The sequence below is a fragment of the Streptomyces hiroshimensis genome, assembly GCF_014650335.1.
Lineage (GTDB): Bacteria > Actinomycetota > Actinomycetes > Streptomycetales > Streptomycetaceae > Streptomyces > Streptomyces hiroshimensis.
The window spans coordinates 40783-57515 of sequence record NZ_BMUT01000003.1 but is presented as its reverse complement, the minus strand read 5'-3'; the positions used below and the strand labels follow the sequence as shown (position 1 = coordinate 57515).

Sequence of the window (16733 nt, the reverse complement as noted above, 5' to 3'; positions counted from 1 at the left end):
GCGTGGGGACCATCCGACGACAGTCCGTGATTCCAGGGGGACCTGTGCTGCTCGACGAGCACACCGAGGGTGCTGCGCCACATGACGAGAACACCTTCACCATGCCTGCCGTGTGGCGGCGTGAGCTGCACCCCCGCAGAGGAGGCCTGTCCACACCGGTCGCCCCGGTTGCGGCGGACGCCGCGGAGCAGGCCGCGCGCCTGGCCGAAGGTGCCGCGGAGCGGACCGAGAAGGTCCTTGTCCACCCGCGGAGCGACCAGCGGCTGGTCGCCGCCGCTCGGGCTCAGCAGGGTGGTGACGTGAGCCCGCTGGGGGCTGCGGTCCTGGCCCTGGCCGACGGCGGGCAGGGCGTTCCGCGCGACCTGCAGGTGGACGCCTGGGTCCGAGCCCACGGCCTGCCGTTCGCCGCCGAGGCCGTCATGGAGCTCTTCGGGCTCTGCCTGAGTTCCTTCGGAGGCAGCGGCACTCTCGGGGTCGTCGATCGCGCCGGCGGCGACGGGTCCTACTTCTCCCATGTGCACCGTCCCACAGCCGACCGCGTCCGGGCCCTGCTCGCAGTGGCGGACGAGGAGACGTACGCGAGGACGGTGACCGCACTGGCAGCGCACCGGACGGACACCCGACTCCGCGCAGTCGTGTCGTACCTCGTCCCCGGAGAGGCCGTGTGGGTGGACGAGTGGTGTGCGGACGACGGCCCCGGCCTCATCGGCGACCACGTCGTCATCTCCATGATGCTGTGCTCCCTCGCCACCGCCGAGCAGGTCACACAACTGCGTGGACGGGACGACTACACGTGGCGCGGCTGGGACCTTGCCACGATCGCCAGTCTCGCGGAGGCCCTCGGCCCGCAGATCGCCCCGTTCCTCGCACAGGACCTGAACGCGAACCACGCCCTCAACGGCACCCTCAAGTTCCTCGGCGGCGCCCTGGCCGAGCTCCCGTCCGACGAGGCGTTCCGCATCTTGCTGACCAAGGCCGGTGACGCATCCGTCCGCCCCGCGCTGCTCGACGCCGCGCTCCGCTATCCCGATCGGGCTGTACGGCTTCTCGGAGAGGCATGCGCCGGGCCCGGCGAACCATCGTCCCTGGTGCGGCAGTTGTTCACCTCACACATCCGCACTCACCGTGCACTCGCCGCGTCCCTGCTGCCCCGGCTCCCCGAAAAGGTCGCAGCGCTCGTGGCACCGCTCGCCCACGGCGACGACCTGATCCCGGAGGCTCCTGCCGGCTCCGTGCCGGAGCTGCTGACGAGCCCGCCGTGGACGGCGGCCGAGCAGCGCAAGGTCACGTCCGTGAAGGTGCCGGCCCCGGGTGGGACATCGCGCGTCGCCTGGCTTCCGGGCGAGCGGGAGACGTGGGCGGCCACGGAGACCTGGTGGACCGAGCAGGCTGCAGCGGCGGACTGGGCGAGGCAGCCGAGCCTGGAGGCGCTGCGCAGCGGGACGCTCCTGACGACGCTCCGCGCGGCGGGACTGTTCATTCATCTCCCGCCGGAGCAGGTGCTGCCGCTGTTGGACGAATGGGCGCCGGACCCCCTCTGGGCCGCCGAGGCCGCCTTCAAGCCGATCGTGGCCCGGTTCGAAGTCGCCGCTCTGGCCCCTGTGCTGCACGCCGCTTCGCGTCAGCCGGTCACTGCGGGCCCGCTGCTGCTCCCGTTCGTCGGCCTCGGCGTCGCCCGGCTGATGGCCGACTGGCTGATCCGGCTCAGGTCGGCGTCGGCCGTCGCCCGTACCTGGTTCCTCCGGCACGGTACGGAAGCCGCCGCGCTGCTGGTGCCCGACGCGGTGGGCAAGCCCGGTGCCGCCCGCCGCGGCGCCGAGCAGGCGCTGCGGCTGATCGCCGCAGAGCACGGCGAACAGGCCGTACGAAACGCCGCAGAGGCCTACGGTCGCGCGGCGGCGGAGGCCGTAGGCGAGCTCCTGGCGACAGACCCCTTGGTGAGCGCCCTGCCCGCCCGCATGCCCGAGACGCCCGGGTGGGCCGCCCCGGTGGTGCTGCCGCAGATCGTGCTGCGCAAGGGCGGCGCGCTGCCCGCGGAAGCGATCCGGAACGCCGTGACCATGCTGGCCCTCTCCGCACCCGGCGAGGTCTACCCGGGAATCGCCGTCCTCCGGGAGTCCTGCGAGCCGGAGTCGCTCGCGGCGTTCGCGTGGGAGCTCTGCGAGCAGTGGCGGCTCCACGGGATGACCCCGAAGGAGAACTGGGCGCTGCACGCCCTCGGGATGCTCGGTGACGACGAGACCGTCCGCAAGCTCACTCCCCTGATCATGGCCTGGCCGGGGGAGAGCGCGCACCACAGTGCGGTGGCAGGCCTGGACGTCCTGGCTCGTATCGGCACGGACACCGCGCTGTCCCAGCTGGCGGGCGTCGCCGACCGGGTGAAGTTCAAGGCGCTGAAGGCCCGTGCCCGGCAGAAGATCGACGAGGTGGCCGAGGAGCTCGGGCTGACCGGTGACCGGCTCGCGGACCGCCTGGTGCCCACGCTCGAGCTCGGCCCCACGGGCTCCACGGTCATCGACTACGGCACCCGCCGCTTCACCGTCGGCTTCGACGAGCGGCTCCAGCCGTACATCCGGGACGAGGCGGGCAAGCTCCGCAAGGCGCTTCCCGCCCCGGCCGCGCGGGACGACGCGGAGCTGGCCGCAGCGGAACGCAAGCGCTTCACCGCCCTGAAGAAGGAGGTGCGGGCCATCGCCTTGGTGCAGGTGGGGCGCCTGGAGTCGGCCATGCTGACGGGGCGGACGTGGGAGGCGCCGGAGTTCGTGCAGTATCTGGTCCGGCACCCGTTGCTGGGGCACCTGGCGCGGCGCCTGGTGTGGCAGGACGGCGCCGGCGCGGTGTTCCGGGTGCACGAGGACGGCACGGCGCGCGACCTGGCCGGACGCGAGGTGGCCCTGCCCGGGTCGGCGACCGTACGGCTCCCGCATCCTCTGCACCTGGGCGACGGTCTCGCCGCCTGGGCGGCACACTTCGTGGATGCCGGGATCGGTCAGCCCTTCCCGCAACTCCACCGCCCGGTCCACCACCTGACGGCCGAGGAAGCGGACGGCTGGCGGCTTCCGCGCTTCGAGGGGATCACTGTGCCCACGGGCAAGGTGCTGGGGCTTCAGCGGCACGGCTGGGAGCGGGGCGAGCCGATGGACGCGGGCGTAGAGCGCTGGATCTCCAAGCGGCTGGATGCGAACCGGTTCGTGGTCATAGCCCTGTGGGAGGGGATACCGGTGGGGCAGATCGACGCCGCCCCGGAGCAGACGCTGGAGACGGTCTGGCTCGACACGAGGCCGGCCGATTACATGCCGGTCCGCGAGTACGCGCTCCGGCTCGGGCAGCTCGACGACGTCGAGGCGTCGGAACTCCTGTCCGACCTCACAGAGCTCACGGCGCCGTGACGCCAGCCGTGTTTCCGCTCCCGCTGCCGCTCGCCATGAGTTCGTCGAAGGCCGCGAAGACGTCTGCCGCGTGCAGCGTGACGAGGTCCTCCCGGCTCAGGGGCCGGCCGTCGCGGGAGGAGGCCGAGAGGCGGAGGTCGCGCTGGGCGGCGGCCTTCTGGCACAGGGTGCGGATGAACCGTCCGTTGCCGAGTGCGTCGATCCTGTCCGCCGCAGCGTCGAGACTCTGTGCCAGGGCGCTCCCGCCCTCCGGGGACAGCACGTCGCCGTTGCCGTCCAGCAGCACGGCCGCGATCTCCCGCAGTTCGCCCGGCGCGTACGAGGGGAAGTCGACGTGCGTGGTGAAGCGTGAGGCCAGTCCGGGGTTGGCGGCCAGGAGGGTCTCCATTTCCCGCCGGTAGCCGGCCAGGACCACGACCAGGCGCTCGCGGTCGTCCTCGGCGCGCTTCAGGAGTACCTGCAGTGCCTCGTTGCCGAACGCGTCACCGCTGTTGTATCCGTCGTTGACCAGGGCGTACGCCTCGTCGATGAAGAGAACGCCGTCCAGGGCGGAGTCGATGACCGCCGACGTCTTCAGCGCGGTGGAGCCGAGGTGCTCGCCGACCAGGTCGACGCGCTGCGTCTCGACGACATGGCCGCGCTCCAGCAGGCCGAGCCCTGCGAAGACCTTGCCCACGATGCGGGCCACCGTCGTCTTTCCGGTGCCGGGCGGGCCGGCGAAGACGAAGTGCTGCGGCCGGGTGCGGGTGGGTATGCCCTGATCCGCGCGGAGCTTGGCCATCTCCAGCTGGGCGATCAGGGTGTGGACCTGACGCTTGACCGACTGGAGGCCGATCATCCCGTCGAGCTCGGCCCGTGCCTGGGCGAGCAGGTCCGTGCGCTCCTGTGCCGCCACGGCGGCGGAGCCGGCCCCGGCCCGGACCACCTGTGCCCGCTCCGCGACGTCGTAGAGCGTGGGCCAGTACCGGAAGGAGTACTGGTAGCTCTTGAGGGCTTCCTCCTGCGCTCCCAGACCCTCGTGGGCCCGGCCGCTCCAGTAGGCCAGCTCGGCGTCGAAGGGGCTGCCGGCCTCGGTCTCCTCCGAGAGCCGGCCCAGCGTATTGAGGGCCTCGTGCCAGACCTTCTGCGCAATGAGCGCCTGTGCGACGTAGAGCTGCGCCTCGGCGCTGAGCAGCGGGTCGTCGATGCCGGTCGAGTAGGACAGGACCCACTCCCAGTGCTCCGCGAGATAGGCGTACCGCGTGGCGACGAAGCGCGTCTCGTCGCAGTCCAGCTCCGCCTTCGCCAGCTCCTGCCACGCCTCGTCGAGGGCACCGGCGCCCAGGAGGGCGCTCTGGGTGGCCAGCCACAGGTCCCGGCCCGTCTCCAGGGAGAAGTTGACGAACACGCCGATCGGGAACGTGGAGGCCAGGGACTTGTCGTGTTTGGCCCGCAGGGCGCCGAACTTCGCCGAGTGCCGGGCCATGGCGGCCAGGGCCTCGTCCTGGCGCTGCCCCGTCGCGTGCAGGCCGAGCCAGGCATCGGCCGCGGTCGGGTCCTCGCGCACAGCGTCCGCGAAGCGCACCGCCGCCCGGTCGGTGTTCCCCTGCCCGAGCAGGCCGACGGCGTCCAGCCAGGCCCGCTCCGCGCGTCTCGCCGCCAGCCAGGACGTGCTTCCACCCGACACGGTTCTGCCCTCCTGGCTGCTCCCTGTCCTGCCCTGCTCCGGAGGCAGAATCCGGAGGCAGAAACAGGATCAGCCGATGTGATCATCTATGGAGGGTCGATGGTACTGCGTACGTCACAGCGGCTTGACGCGCATGTCGCATGCTTTCGGCAGTCAGCCCGTGCTTCGTCGCAGCCATTGGCCGAGGAGGGTGAAGTCCCGCTCCGTCAGGCCCTGCCGGGGATCGACCCGGTGCAGAAGGGCCTGGCCCGGGTGGTGTGCTGCGACCCAGGACCGGTCGGCGTCGGTGATCTCGTCGTCGACCCAGACGAACGGGCGTCCGTCCGCCCAGTCGACGAGGGGACGGGTCTTCCAGTGGAGGCCTCCTCTGATGTCGTCGTCGGAGGGGTCCGGCCAGGTCACCACGGGCAGCTCCGGCAGGCCGAGCCAGGGTGCGATGCATTCATTGGCGTCGGACATCCACGTCGTGGCCCACACCAGAGTGCACGGCAGCGCCATCAGCCGGGGCCCGTGCGCCGGATTGATCCTGGTGATCAGCGGATTCGCGTCGGCTGCTTGAGGCTCGCGCCCTGTTCCGTATGCCGGATACCCGTTTGCGGCACCAAAGGGAATCAGGGGCCCGTCGACATCGAGGAAGAGAAGAGGCAGCGTAGAACCGATCACCGCTGCACGATAGCCGCCTTCGGGCTTACGCCGCACGGCAGTGCGCCGGCACCCCCGGGAATGACCGCCTGCATACGGCTGTTGCGATCTTTCGAACAGCACGTGATCAACGACGAGGGGGCAGGCCATGGCGCGCGACGACGACCGAGTGCATGGGACGGTGGCAGAGGGTTTCGAGGGCGTACGGGAGGCGTTCGCCGCAGTGCTCGGCGAGGAACGGGACGCGCCCGAGGCGCAGCTCGTGGTCCACGTGGACGGCCGCCGGGTGGTCGACCTGTGGGGCGGTCCCGGTACTGCGGCGGACACGCTGACCGGCCTCTACTCCATCACCAAGGGCGCCGCCCACCTCGTGGTCGCGCTCCTGGTGCAGGACGGCGTCCTCGATCTGGACCGCGAAGTGGCCGCGTACTGGCGGGAGTTCGGGGCGGAGGGCAAGGGCCGGCTGACCCTGCGCGAGCTGCTCGCGCACCGTTCCGGGGTCGTGGGCGTCGACGGCGGTTTCACCACAGAGGAGCTGGCCGACGACCGGCTGACGGCCGCGCGGCTCGCCGCGCAGCGGCCCTTCTGGGAGCCGGGGAAGGCGTACGGCTATCACGCCTTCGTGATCGGCGCCCTGACGGGCGAGGTCGTGCGACGGGTGACCGGCCGCTCGATCCAGGAGATCTACGAAGAGCGGATCCGGGCGCCGTACGGGCTCGACTTCCACCTGGGCCTGCCCGAGTCGCTCGAAGCGCGCTATGCCGACGTGCTGCCGATGCTGCCCACTCCGGAGGAGGCCGAGCGGCTCGCGGCCAACGCGGCTGCCCCGGACAGTGTCAAGGGCATCGCCTTCAATCAGAACGCGACCCCGCCGACCGACCTGGTGGCCTTCGCCAACACCCGTGCCGTCCGGGCACTCGGCTCCACGTCGGCCGGCGGGGTCGGCACCGCACGGGGCGTGGCGGGGATGTACGCCGCGGCGATCAGTGAGGTGGACGGCCGGGCTCCGCTGCTGAAGCCGGAGACCGTCACCGAGTTCGCCCGCGTTCAGTACCGCGGAACCGACCTGGTCACCGGTAACGAGGATGTCTTCGGTCTGGGCTTCGAGGAGCTGAGCGGCCGCTATCCGTTCCTCGGCCCGGATGCCTTCGGTCACAGCGGTGCGACCGGCTCGCTCGGCTTCGCGGACCCGGACAGCGGCGTGGCCTATGCCTACACGCGCCGGCGCTTCGGCTTCCCGTCGGGGTTCGGCGCGGGCCCCGAGAACCACCGGCTGGCCGAGGCCGCGGTGCGGGCGGCCGCCGTGCGCTAGTGCGGTGTCCTATGTGGTGCCTGGACCGGTGCCGGGACCGGTCCAGGCACTGTCAAGGAAGTGAAGCAGCACGGCGGCCTCCGCGCGAAGCTGCGCGGCTCGGTCGGCATGCGCGGGTGCAGTCAGCTGCGCTGCAACCTCCAGCCGCTCGGTGGCTTCGGCGCGCACGACGTCGATCATGCAGCGCTCGCTCAGCTCACGCCGTGGTGCTTCGGTGGCGCCGGCGCCGACCGGCGACTGCTCAAAGGCCCCGCCGCGGAGCGCGGCTTCGTCCACGGGCACCGCCTCGGCGTTGTCCAGCGCGGCAAGTGTTGCGCGCAGTGCGCTCACTGCGGTCTTGTCACGGGCACGCATCGCTTCCGGCAGTGCTTGACGCATACGCAGACGTACAGACATACCGGTGACCTTATGGCTGTGCCCCTGGGCCCACAACGTGAACGTGCTGTGACGTTCGCGGTGTTCGTGGTGTTCGCGCTGGAGCGCTACGTCCTCTGCATGTGCCTGCGCTTCCCCTCAGCCCACGTGGCGGGCGCCTGGGCCGCTGCCCTCGTCATGCGCACGAGCGGCGTGCCGAGAGCAGCTGCGCGCGTCATGGCAGCCGCGGCCGCGTCGTGACCGTCGCGGTCGTCTACTGCCGCTACCACCACGTGCTCGATGCCGTGGCCGGCATCCCCGTCGCCGGGCTGGCCGGGCGGCCACGGCGGTCGCCGTAATGGCAGCAGCCCTGGCCGTGGAGCGTGGGCCACAAGGCTCAGGGGCAGGGCGTATCGGCAGGGAGGTCGGCGATGGCCTGATGCCAGCGGTGGCTTCGGCTGAGGTCGCAGACGCGATCAGCGACGACCTCCGGGTTGAGTTCCCATAGCCGAATGGTGGGGTCTGTGTTTGCGGTGGCAAGGAAGTCGCCTGCGGGGGAAAAGGCCAGGGCGGATATGAAGGCGCCCGGTCCGGTCAGGGTGGCCACTGCATGCCGGTCCCTCGTGTCCCATAGGCGGATGGTGCGGTCCAAACCGGCTGTGGCCAAGGTGCGCCCGTCCGGAGAGTAGGCCAGTTGCTTCGGGGCTGCTGTGTGACCGGAGAGACTGGTGACGTACTTGTGGGTTTCTGCGTTCCACAGCACGGCGTCGCAGCTGGTGGCGGCGAGTGTGCGGCCGTCGGGGCTGAAGGCGAGGGAGACGATGCTGCACGTCTGGCCGGTGTGGGGCAGGGTGGTGATGAGTTTGTGGGAGCGGGTGTCCCAGAGGCGGGCGGTCGCGTCGTAGTTGCCGGTCGCGAGGGTGTGTCCGTCGGGGGAGAAGGACAGGCCGGAGACGGCGTCGGGTTCCTTGCCGAGGACGGCGATGGCACGGTGTGTGCGTGTGTCCCATAGGCGCGTGGTGCGGTCGCTGCCGGCGGTGGCCAGGGTCCGGCCGTCGGGGCTGAAGGCTGCGGTGAGGATCTTTGAGGTGTGTCCGGTGAGGGCGGCGATCTCCTTGTGCGTGCTCATGTCCCACAACCGCGCGCTGCGGTCGCTGCTGGTGCTGGCGAGGGTGCGGCCATCGGGTGAGAACGCCAGGCTGGTGATGGCTTCGGTGTGTCCGGTGAGGGCGGCAAACGGGCTTCTGGCGGCGGTGTTCCACAGCGTGACCATTCCGCCGGAGTCGCCGGCGGCCAGGGTGCGCCGGTCGGGGGAAAGAGCCACGGCCGTGACGGCGTTGTCGGTGCCCGTGAAAGATCCGGCCTTCCGCTGGGTTGAGGCGTCCCACAACTGAGGGCTTGGAGCGTTGCCATTGCCACCCGCTCCCCATACTGTCCCTGTCACCAGATACTTGTTGTCCGGGCTGAAAGCCACACTCACCGGGAACCCCGGTCGAGGCGTGTCTGTTTCTGCCAGCGTGCCGGTGGTGCGGTGCGTGGCGGTGTCCCAGAGCCGTGTGGTGCCGTCGTAACTGGCAGTGGCGAGGGTACGGCTGTCAGAGGAGAAAGCCACCGACATGACGGACTGCTTGTGCCCGGTCAGGGTGGTGAGGACACGATGTGTTCGCGCATCCCACAGACGCACCGTCGCGTCGGCGCTTGCTGTGGCCAGTGTGTGCCCGTCGGGGGAGAACGCGACACCCGTCACGGTGTCGGTGTGTCCGGTGAGGGTTGCGACTTCCCGATGTGAAGCCGTGTCCCACAACCTGGCGACCTTGTCGTGGTAGGTGGCTGCCAGCGTGTGGCCGTCGGGTGAGAACGCGACCCGCCAAGCCTTGCTGTTTCCGCCGGCAAGGACGGCTGTTGGCCGCTGTCCGGTGACATCCCACAGGCGAACGGTGCCGTCGTCGCCGGCCGTTGCCAGGGCGCGTCCGTCAGGACTGAACGCCACTCCGCTGACACCCCTGGTATGGCCCGTGAGCGTGGCGATGAGACGGTGATCGCTCGTATCCCACAGCTTCGCCGTCCGGTCCCTGCCGGCCGTGGCGAGGATACGGCCATCCGGCGAGAAGGCCACGGTGACGACCTGATCGGTGTGCCCGGCGAGCGTCGCGATGAGACGCTGCGAGGCCCGGTCCCAGAGTTTGGCCGAGTGGTCATTACCGGCTGTGGCCACCGTGCGGCCGTCGGGGCTGAATGCCACCCCGTAGACGTCGTCCGTGTGCCCGGTGAGCTGGTTGCCGGGGAACTGGGCGTAAGCGCTGAGCAGACTGCTGCGGGCCTCGGCAGTGGGGGAGCGGCGGTAGGCGCCGAGGGCGAGGAGCATGGCGGCCTCCGGCCGGTCTCGCAGCATGCCGTCGGCCCGGGCGGCAAGTTCCCGGGACACCGCGATGCGGCGTTGGGCGTCCGCTTCCCGGTTCTGCTGAAAGGCGAGGGCACCGGCCACGAGCGAGAGAACGAGCAGGGTTGCCAGGCCGGAGGTGAGGATGCGCAGGCGACGCAGACGTCGGCGCTCCGTCAGTTTCTCGGACGCCTCGAGACCGGCGCTTGCCTCGAGGAAGGTCCGCGCCGCAGGTGTCAGGAGAGCCGTACCGTTGGGGATCGCGGCGGCTTCGAGGGCTGCGGCGAGGCGGGTGCCGCGGTAGAGCAGGCCGGTGTCGCGGTCCTCGTTCTGCCAAGCGGTGGCCGCGTCCGCGAGGGTTTGGCGGATGCGCAGACTGGTGCGGTCGTCATCGATCCATTGGCGCAGGCGGGGCCAGACGTGCAGCAGGATTTCATGGGCCACCTCAACGTGATCGGTGTCCACCGTCAACAGGCGGGCCCGGGTGAACGTTTCGATGACGTCCTCACCGGCCTCCAGCAGTTCGGTTCGTCGCCTGGGCCGGCTGGTCTCTCTGTCTTCTCCGACTTGGATCAGCTGAAGCAGGACCTGCCGGGCGATCTCCTGTCGGCGAGCGGGGAGAGAGGCGTAGGCGCGCTCGGCCGTGGCGGCCACTGCGCCTGAGATGCCGCCGGTCAGCTGGTAGCCGTCAACGGTCAGCGTGGTGTCCTTGCGGTGCTGCCAGGTGCTGAGCAGTGCGTGGGAGAGCAGGGGAAGCGCTTTGGCCCTGTTCACGTTCGCGCCGGAATGCTTCGCATCACCCGGCGTGAGGCCGATGTCACGGAGCAGGATTTCGACCAGCCCCGATTCCACCTCCAAGCCGGCGGCGTGCGCCGGTCCGGTGATGGCCGTACGCAACTGGGCGTCGTCCATCGGCCCCAGCGTGACGTGGCCTCGCCGCAGCGACGCGGCCAGTCCGGGGAAGGCCAGGCAGCGGTCATAGAAGTCGGCGCGGACCCCGAGGACGACAAGGGCCGGAGAAATGCCGTCTCTCTCTTCGCTCTCCTCGCTCCGTCCTTCCGCCAGAGCCCCCAGCGCCTCTATGAACGCCGTTTGCTCCTTCTCGTCAGGGCAGAGCATGAAGGTTTCTTCGAACTGGTCCACCACGACGACAAGGGAAGCGGCCTTACGAGCGCAGCCGGGTGCGACCGAGTCCTGCGACGCCTGTCCCGTGCCGGCGCCCGAATCCGCAGCCTGCTGAAGGCTGTCCAGCGCGGCGCGCACGGTGGCGGCCAGAGCGCCCCCTCCTTCCTCCAAGGCCTTGCCCAACAGCCCGCGGGATGCTCCGGTCGCCACCGCTATGCGGTCGAGGAGCTCCTCAAGAGGGTGCTCGCCCGGCGTGAACAGCACGACAGGCCAGGCCTGCGAGCCGGAGGCGGGTAGGACCCCGCGTGCCAGGGCAGGCGGCAGCCCTGCCCTGAGCAACGAGGACTTCCCCGCTCCGGACGGGGCCATGAGCAGCAACGTCCCCGGTATGCGGAGCCGTTCGGTCAGCTGAGAGACCACGTCGGCGACGGCTTCGTCGCGTCCGAAGTACCACCGGGCATCCCCGGTGCCGAACGGAGCCAGCCCCCGATACGGGCAGACGTCCTCGGTCTGTGCCTTGCGTCTTCCTCCGGCCGGTCTCCGGACCAGTTGTTCCAGCACCCCGCCCGCCGTCAGCACCCGGTCGCAGACACGGGCCAGCTCCAGCGTCAACGGCTTCTCACCGTTCTCGACCTTGCTCAGATAGCCCTTGCTGTAGAACGCCTGGCGAGCCAGCCCGTCCAGCGTCATGCCCCGTTCACGCCTCAGCCGTCGCAACAGCTCCCCGGCCTGTGGCGCAGCCGGGCCCGACGCCCCGGCCTGATCCCTGCCGGAAGCCTGGCCTTTCCCGTCCATCGCCGATCACCCCCTCCTGGCACGTCCCAGCGGGGGCTCGCCCATCGAGGGCTTCCCGGCTCAAGCGTGCCCAGGCCCCCACCGGATGCGGCTGCAATACCAAGGAAGATCTTTTCAGCGCGTGGTGCCGTAGCGCAACGATTCCCTCACCACAGGTGACCTGTGTGCCGGTCAGCTCCGGTCAGCTCCGGTCAGCTCCGGTCGGTGCCGGTGGCTGAGCCGAGCCCGCTCGAGATTCTTCCAGGACTTCGGCTGAACAGGCTGGGCCGCCTGGGCAATCCCGTTTTTGCCGCCGGCCGCCCCCGGGCCCTGCGCCGGTTTGCCGGGGGTGTAAAGCCAGGTGTCGAAGAGCCGGCGCAGCGACTTGCCGGAGACGTCCTGGGCGAGGCGGGTGAAGTCCTCCACGGTGGCGTTGCCGTGGCGGCGCTGCTTCTGCCACTCCTTGAGCACGGTGAAGAAGGTGCTGTCGCCGATCTTCTCGCGCAGGGCCTGGAGTGCCATGGCCCCGCGCAGGTAGACCGCGTTGTGGAGCGGGTTGTCCTTGCCGGGGTCCGCAGGCCGGACCTTCCAGAACGGGTCGTCGGCGGGCTGGGAGGCGTAGGCGTAGTCGGCGAGTTCCCGGGCCGTCCCCTCGCCCTCCTTCTCCGACCACAGCCACTCCGCGTACGTGGCGAAGCCCTCGCTGAGCCAGGTGTCGCGCCAGTTGCGCACCGAGACGCTGTCACCGAACCACTGGTGCGCCAGTTCGTGCACGACGACTTCCATGAAGGCACCGTTCTGGAACGTCCCGGAGGCGTACACCGGCCGTGTCTGGGTCTCCAGTGCGCCGCGCCCGGGCAGGTTCGGCACGTAGCCGCCGGCCGCCTCGAAAGGGTAGGGGCCGAAGAGCGTACTCGCCCAGTCGATGACCTCGCCGGTGCGTTCGATGCTCGCCTTGGCCGGTGCGAGTCCGTCACCCAGGTCTTTGCTGTACGCGTTGATGACCGGCAGGCCGTTGGAGGTGGTGCCTTGAGCGATCTCGAACTTGCCGACGGCCAGGGTGGCGAGGTAGGTGGCCTGGGGCTTGGTGGAGCGCCAGGTGTAGCGGGTCCAGCCGCGTTGGGTGGACCGGGAGCTGAGGATGCCGTTGCTTACGGTCTGGAGGCCTTCCGGTACGGCGACGGAGATGTCGTAGGTGGCCTTGTCCCGGGGGTGATCGTTGCTGGGGAACCACCAGGCGGCCGCGGCGGGCTCCCCGGCGACCACGGCTCCGTCCGGTGTACGGGACCACGCGGAGTGCCCGTCGACCTTCTTCTCCGACGGGACGTCGCCGTAGCGGACCACGACGGTGAACGGGCGCCCCTTGGACAGCGGGGTACGTGGCGTGACCTGCAGCTCGTGTGCACCGGCCTTGGCGAAGGCGGCTCTCTTGCCGTCGACCAGGACTTCCTGGACGTCGAGGACGAAGTCCAGGTCGAAGCGGCTCAGATCCTGGGTGGCGGTGGCAAGGAGCGTCGCCGTGCCGTCCAGCCGATCGGTCCTTGGCCGGTACTGCAGACGCAGGTCGTAGTGAGAGACGTCGTAACCTCCGTTCCCGGAATCAGGAAGGTACGGGTCCCCTATCCCGGCGGATCCGGGCGTGGGCGTCGCGGCCGAGGCCGGAACGGTGAGGAGGAGGCAGGCGGCAAGAGCGCCGCCCACGACGGTGGATCGGTGGCGCAATCGAATCACTTCCCCTGATGCAATGAGTAAGGCAGTGCTCGGCACAATGGGAAAGGGCGAGGCAGCGGCAACGTCGGTTGGACCTGTTGGTCGGGCACTGCTGCGGGCCCTGGCCATCACTACACAGGAACGGGTCCCCGAGGTCGAGAGGTTTCCTGTTTCCTCCTCGGCCTCGGGCAGGGAAACCCCGTGCTACGGCGCCCTTGCGGGGTCTCGTCGCACCGATTGTGCTGTCGAGCGGCCAGCGCCCCGGGGGCCTGGACTGTCGCCCCGGGGGCATGGACTCTCGGCGGAACCCGGACTATCGGTAGAACGACCGATGCGCTGGAAAGATCTCGGAACCTACGTTGTCGGCATGCAGTCAACGAACACCCCCAAGAACACGCCCAAGCCGATCGAGAGCGGCGACGCTCCTGAGATCACACGCACCCTGGCCCGCGCCTTCGGGGACGACCCGATGATGCTGTGGCTGTTCCCTGACGAAGACGGTCGTGAGGGCCGTCTCGCCCAGTGGTTCGACGTCATGCTCACGCACAAGTACGGCCCGCTCGGGCACTGTGAACGCACCGATGCGGCAGCGGCCTTCTGGACACCGCCCGGCACGGCCGAGCAGCACCCGGACGAGGGGACGCTGGCCCGCATCAACGGGCTGCTGGGCGAGCACGCGGCCCGGCTGGGGGAAATGCTGGAACTGGTCGGCGAGGCGACTCCCCGGGAACCCCACTGGTACCTGGCGGTGCTCGGCGCCGACCCGGCGGCCCAGGGCAGCGGCCACGGCGCCGCCCTGCTGCTTTCGGGCCTGGCCAAGGCGGACGCAGCCGGACTGCCGGCCCACCTCGAATCGTCGAAGCAAGCCAACATCGGCTTCTACGAGCGATTCGGGTTCACCGTGCGCGGCGAGATCCACGTACCCGGAGGCGGCCCGACACTCTGGTCGATGTGGCGGGAAGCGCGCGCAGACGTTCGCCGGTAGGCCGGGGGCGCCCGGCGGCGGCTTACCGGGCGAGTTCGTTGTCGACCGTCACCTCGCAGGCGGCGGCCGTGGAGCGGCGTGCCGACAGGCCGAGGAGACCGAGGACGGCGAGGGCGGCCAGTGAGGTGCCGGCCACCATCCACATCGCGGACTGCATGCCGTGGGAGAAGACCTGGCCGTAGACCTCGCCGATCTCCGGGCCGCTGAGGGAGGTGTGCTGCCGGAGCAGCGCCGTGGCGTGCTCCGGGTCGCCGACCACGGACTGCGTCCAGGGGCCGGTGGGTGCGTGGCGTTCGGCGAGTGCGGTGGTCAGCGTGTGTTCGCTCTGAAGGCGGTAGAGGTTGATGGCAGCCGCCAGTCCGATGGCTCCGCCGAGGTTGTGGAAGGTCCAGGAGGATCCGACGGCGAGCCCCGCCTGCCGCTCGGGCACGGAGGACAGCGCGGAGACGGTGGCGGGACCGAGAATGAACGCCCAGCCGAGGCCCATGGCCACCAGCGCGAGGGCGAGGTATCCGATGGAGGTGTCAGGGGCGATCCGCGCGAGCAGCAGGGCCGAGACCGTGAACGCGGCGAAGCCGACGGCCAGGAGCTTCCTGGGTCCGTAGCGGTCGGTGAGCCGGCCGACGCCGGGGGAGAGCACCGCCATGACGGCGGTGCACGGCAGGAGCAGCGCACCCGTGGCGTAACCGCCGTAGTCCCGTACGTCGCTGAGGTAGAGGGGCAGCAAGAACAGCACGGTGGCGTAGAAGCAGGCCAGGGCGAAGTCGGAGACGATGGCGCCGAGGAAGGCGCGGTGGCGGAAGAGACGGAAGGCGATGATGGGGTCGGCCGCACGGCGTTCGACGGCGTAGAAGGCGACGAGACAGGCCGTCGCGAAGGCCAGCAGGCCGAGGGTGCGGGCGCTGGACCAGCCCCAGTGGTCGCCGAGAGTGAAGGCCAGGACCACGGCAGGGATGCCCAGGCTGATGAGCACGAGCCCGGGCCAGTCCAGACCGGGGGCGCCCTGGTCGCGGGACTCCTTGACGCTGAAGGAGCACAAGGTCAGGGCGACGGCGATGAGGGGGACGTTCAGCCAGAACACCCAGTGCCAGCCCACGGAGGAGACGATGACTCCGCCGAGCAGCGGGCCGACGGCCAGGCCCAGGCCGTTGACGCCGTAGAGGGCGCCGATGGCACGGCCGCGCTGCGACCGGGGAAAGGCGTTCTGGACGATGGCGCCCGTGGAGGTGTAGAGAACGGCTCCCGCGGCGCCTTGGAGGAACCGGAAGGCGATGAGCCAGCCGGTGCCCGGGGCGAGTCCGGCGCCGAGGGAGGCCAGGGCGAAGACGACGGTTCCGGTGTAGAGGACGCGACGCCGGCCGTAGATGTCAGCCAGCCGCCCCATCGTCACCATGAACATCGACAAGGCGACGATGAACATGTTGACGATGAGCTGGAGGTCGGTCACGGAGGCGCCGAGATCGGCCTGGATCTGTGGGGCGGCAGTATTGACGATGGTGAGGTCGATGCAGCCGAGGAAGCTGATGAGGCTGACACCGGCGAATGCCCACCACTTGCGGTCGGTCGATGCTGTCACGGTGATGTTCCCCTACACCGGGTCAAGGGCGGTCTGGATGGGGGCTGGACGGGATCTGGATTCGGTCTGGATGCGGTCTAGATGACGTGCGGGGCGGTCATGGCTCGTTTCTTGAACTTCAAGGGAAGCCACTCCGCCTTGCCGGGGTATGCGTCCTCGACGAAAAGCCGTCGGGTCTCCGCCATGGCCACCGTCATGGGCTGCGGATAAATCACATAGTCGTATCCGCGGTGTGCCCAGGTCGGCATGATGACGGGGCATTCCTCGATGAGGTAGCCCAGACAATTCCGGGACGCCACGGCGATATCCGCTTCCGGGTCGCGAGCCGTGAGGCGATCGAGGAACTTTCCGACGGTACGGAGCAGGGCCTGCCGGTAGCGCAGGTCGTGCTCGTAGGCGTCCTCGACGCGTCGGCGGAACTGTGGGTAGACCGGGTCGCGCAGCGCCTCGTCCCAGCGAAGGACATCGCTGATCGCGGCGAGCCGGGCGAGTGTTTTCTCGTTGCGCTGCAGCCACTCGTCTCCCGCCTTGAGTGCGCGGTCGTAAGCGTCCTGCCGGGAAATCCCGAGATAGTTGGTGCGCTGCAGAGTATCAGCCACGGCGATGGTCACCTGCTGAAACCCGCCGCGTTGGACGAGTTCCACGGTGGCCCGGAGTTTGTCGCCCTCGTGATAGCGCTGGCCGACGCTCACCAGCAGGACGGCCCGTTTCCCGGCGAGAGGGAGCGACTTGGCCTTTTCCCCGAAACTCGCCTTGCTGCGACCGTCGATACCGGCGTTGATGCCGGTGTTGATGCGAGCCGTGTCGTCGGTGCCGTTGG

The 16733-nt window shown here is 69.9% G+C and carries 11 protein-coding genes; 4 read left to right on the top strand and 7 right to left on the bottom strand.

Annotated features, from left to right (window positions below):
- Positions 1-44: 44 nt before the first annotated feature.
- Positions 45-3389, top strand: coding sequence for a DUF4132 domain-containing protein (locus IE241_RS09025; RefSeq protein WP_229899001.1), 3345 nt, complete (start codon positions 45-47; stop codon positions 3387-3389).
- On the opposite strand, the gene IE241_RS09020 is transcribed toward IE241_RS09025, so the two are convergent.
- Together IE241_RS09020 and IE241_RS09015 are read right to left on the bottom strand one after the other, a co-directional pair.
- Positions 3376-5055 (bottom strand): AAA family ATPase, encoded by a 1680-nt coding sequence (locus IE241_RS09020; RefSeq protein WP_229898999.1) that lies wholly within the window; start codon positions 5053-5055, stop codon positions 3376-3378. The genes IE241_RS09025 and IE241_RS09020 overlap by 14 nt on opposite strands.
- Before the next feature lie 153 nt (positions 5056-5208).
- Positions 5209-5718, bottom strand: coding sequence for an HAD domain-containing protein (locus tag IE241_RS09015; protein WP_229898997.1), 510 nt, complete (start codon positions 5716-5718; stop codon positions 5209-5211).
- Between the two features lie 127 nt (positions 5719-5845).
- Between IE241_RS09015 and IE241_RS09010 the strand changes: the two genes are divergently transcribed.
- Positions 5846-7009 (top strand): serine hydrolase domain-containing protein, encoded by a 1164-nt coding sequence (locus tag IE241_RS09010; protein WP_190021144.1) that lies wholly within the window; start codon positions 5846-5848, stop codon positions 7007-7009.
- Positions 7010-7018: 9 nt separating this feature from the next.
- Here IE241_RS09010 and IE241_RS09005 read toward each other — a convergent pair whose 3' ends face one another.
- Positions 7019-7363 carry a GatB/YqeY domain-containing protein gene (locus IE241_RS09005; RefSeq protein WP_190021490.1) on the bottom strand — a complete coding sequence of 115 codons (345 nt, stop codon included), beginning with the start codon at positions 7361-7363 and terminating at the stop codon, positions 7019-7021.
- A 90-nt stretch (positions 7364-7453) separates the two neighbouring features.
- Between IE241_RS09005 and IE241_RS09000 the strand changes: the two genes are divergently transcribed.
- Complete coding sequence (locus IE241_RS09000; protein WP_190021143.1) at positions 7454-7624, top strand: hypothetical protein; 171 nt, start codon at positions 7454-7456, stop codon at positions 7622-7624.
- Positions 7625-7760: 136 nt separating this feature from the next.
- Here IE241_RS09000 and IE241_RS08995 read toward each other — a convergent pair whose 3' ends face one another.
- Together IE241_RS08995 and IE241_RS08990 are read right to left on the bottom strand one after the other, a co-directional pair.
- Entirely contained in the window at positions 7761-11663 is a 3903-nt protein-coding gene (locus IE241_RS08995) for a WD40 repeat domain-containing protein (protein ID WP_268254364.1), read from the bottom strand.
- A gap of 171 nt (positions 11664-11834) precedes the next feature.
- Positions 11835-13364 carry a M1 family metallopeptidase gene (locus IE241_RS08990; RefSeq protein ID WP_190021141.1) on the bottom strand — a complete coding sequence of 510 codons (1530 nt, stop codon included), beginning with the start codon at positions 13362-13364 and terminating at the stop codon, positions 11835-11837.
- A 355-nt stretch (positions 13365-13719) separates the two neighbouring features.
- On the opposite strand from IE241_RS08990, the gene IE241_RS08985 reads away from it, so the two are divergent.
- On the top strand, positions 13720-14337 hold the full coding sequence (locus IE241_RS08985; RefSeq protein WP_190021140.1) for a GNAT family N-acetyltransferase: 618 nt from the start codon (positions 13720-13722) through the stop codon (positions 14335-14337).
- 22 nt (positions 14338-14359) lie between these two features.
- On the opposite strand, the gene IE241_RS08980 is transcribed toward IE241_RS08985, so the two are convergent.
- The gene (locus IE241_RS08980) at positions 14360-15913 is read right to left on the bottom strand and encodes an MFS transporter (protein ID WP_190021139.1); all 1554 of its coding nucleotides are present in this window, start codon (positions 15911-15913) and stop codon (positions 14360-14362) included.
- A gap of 77 nt (positions 15914-15990) precedes the next feature.
- Positions 15991-16733: tRNA-dependent cyclodipeptide synthase (locus IE241_RS08975; RefSeq protein ID WP_229898995.1), on the bottom strand; the 743-nt coding region annotated here is incomplete at its 5' end.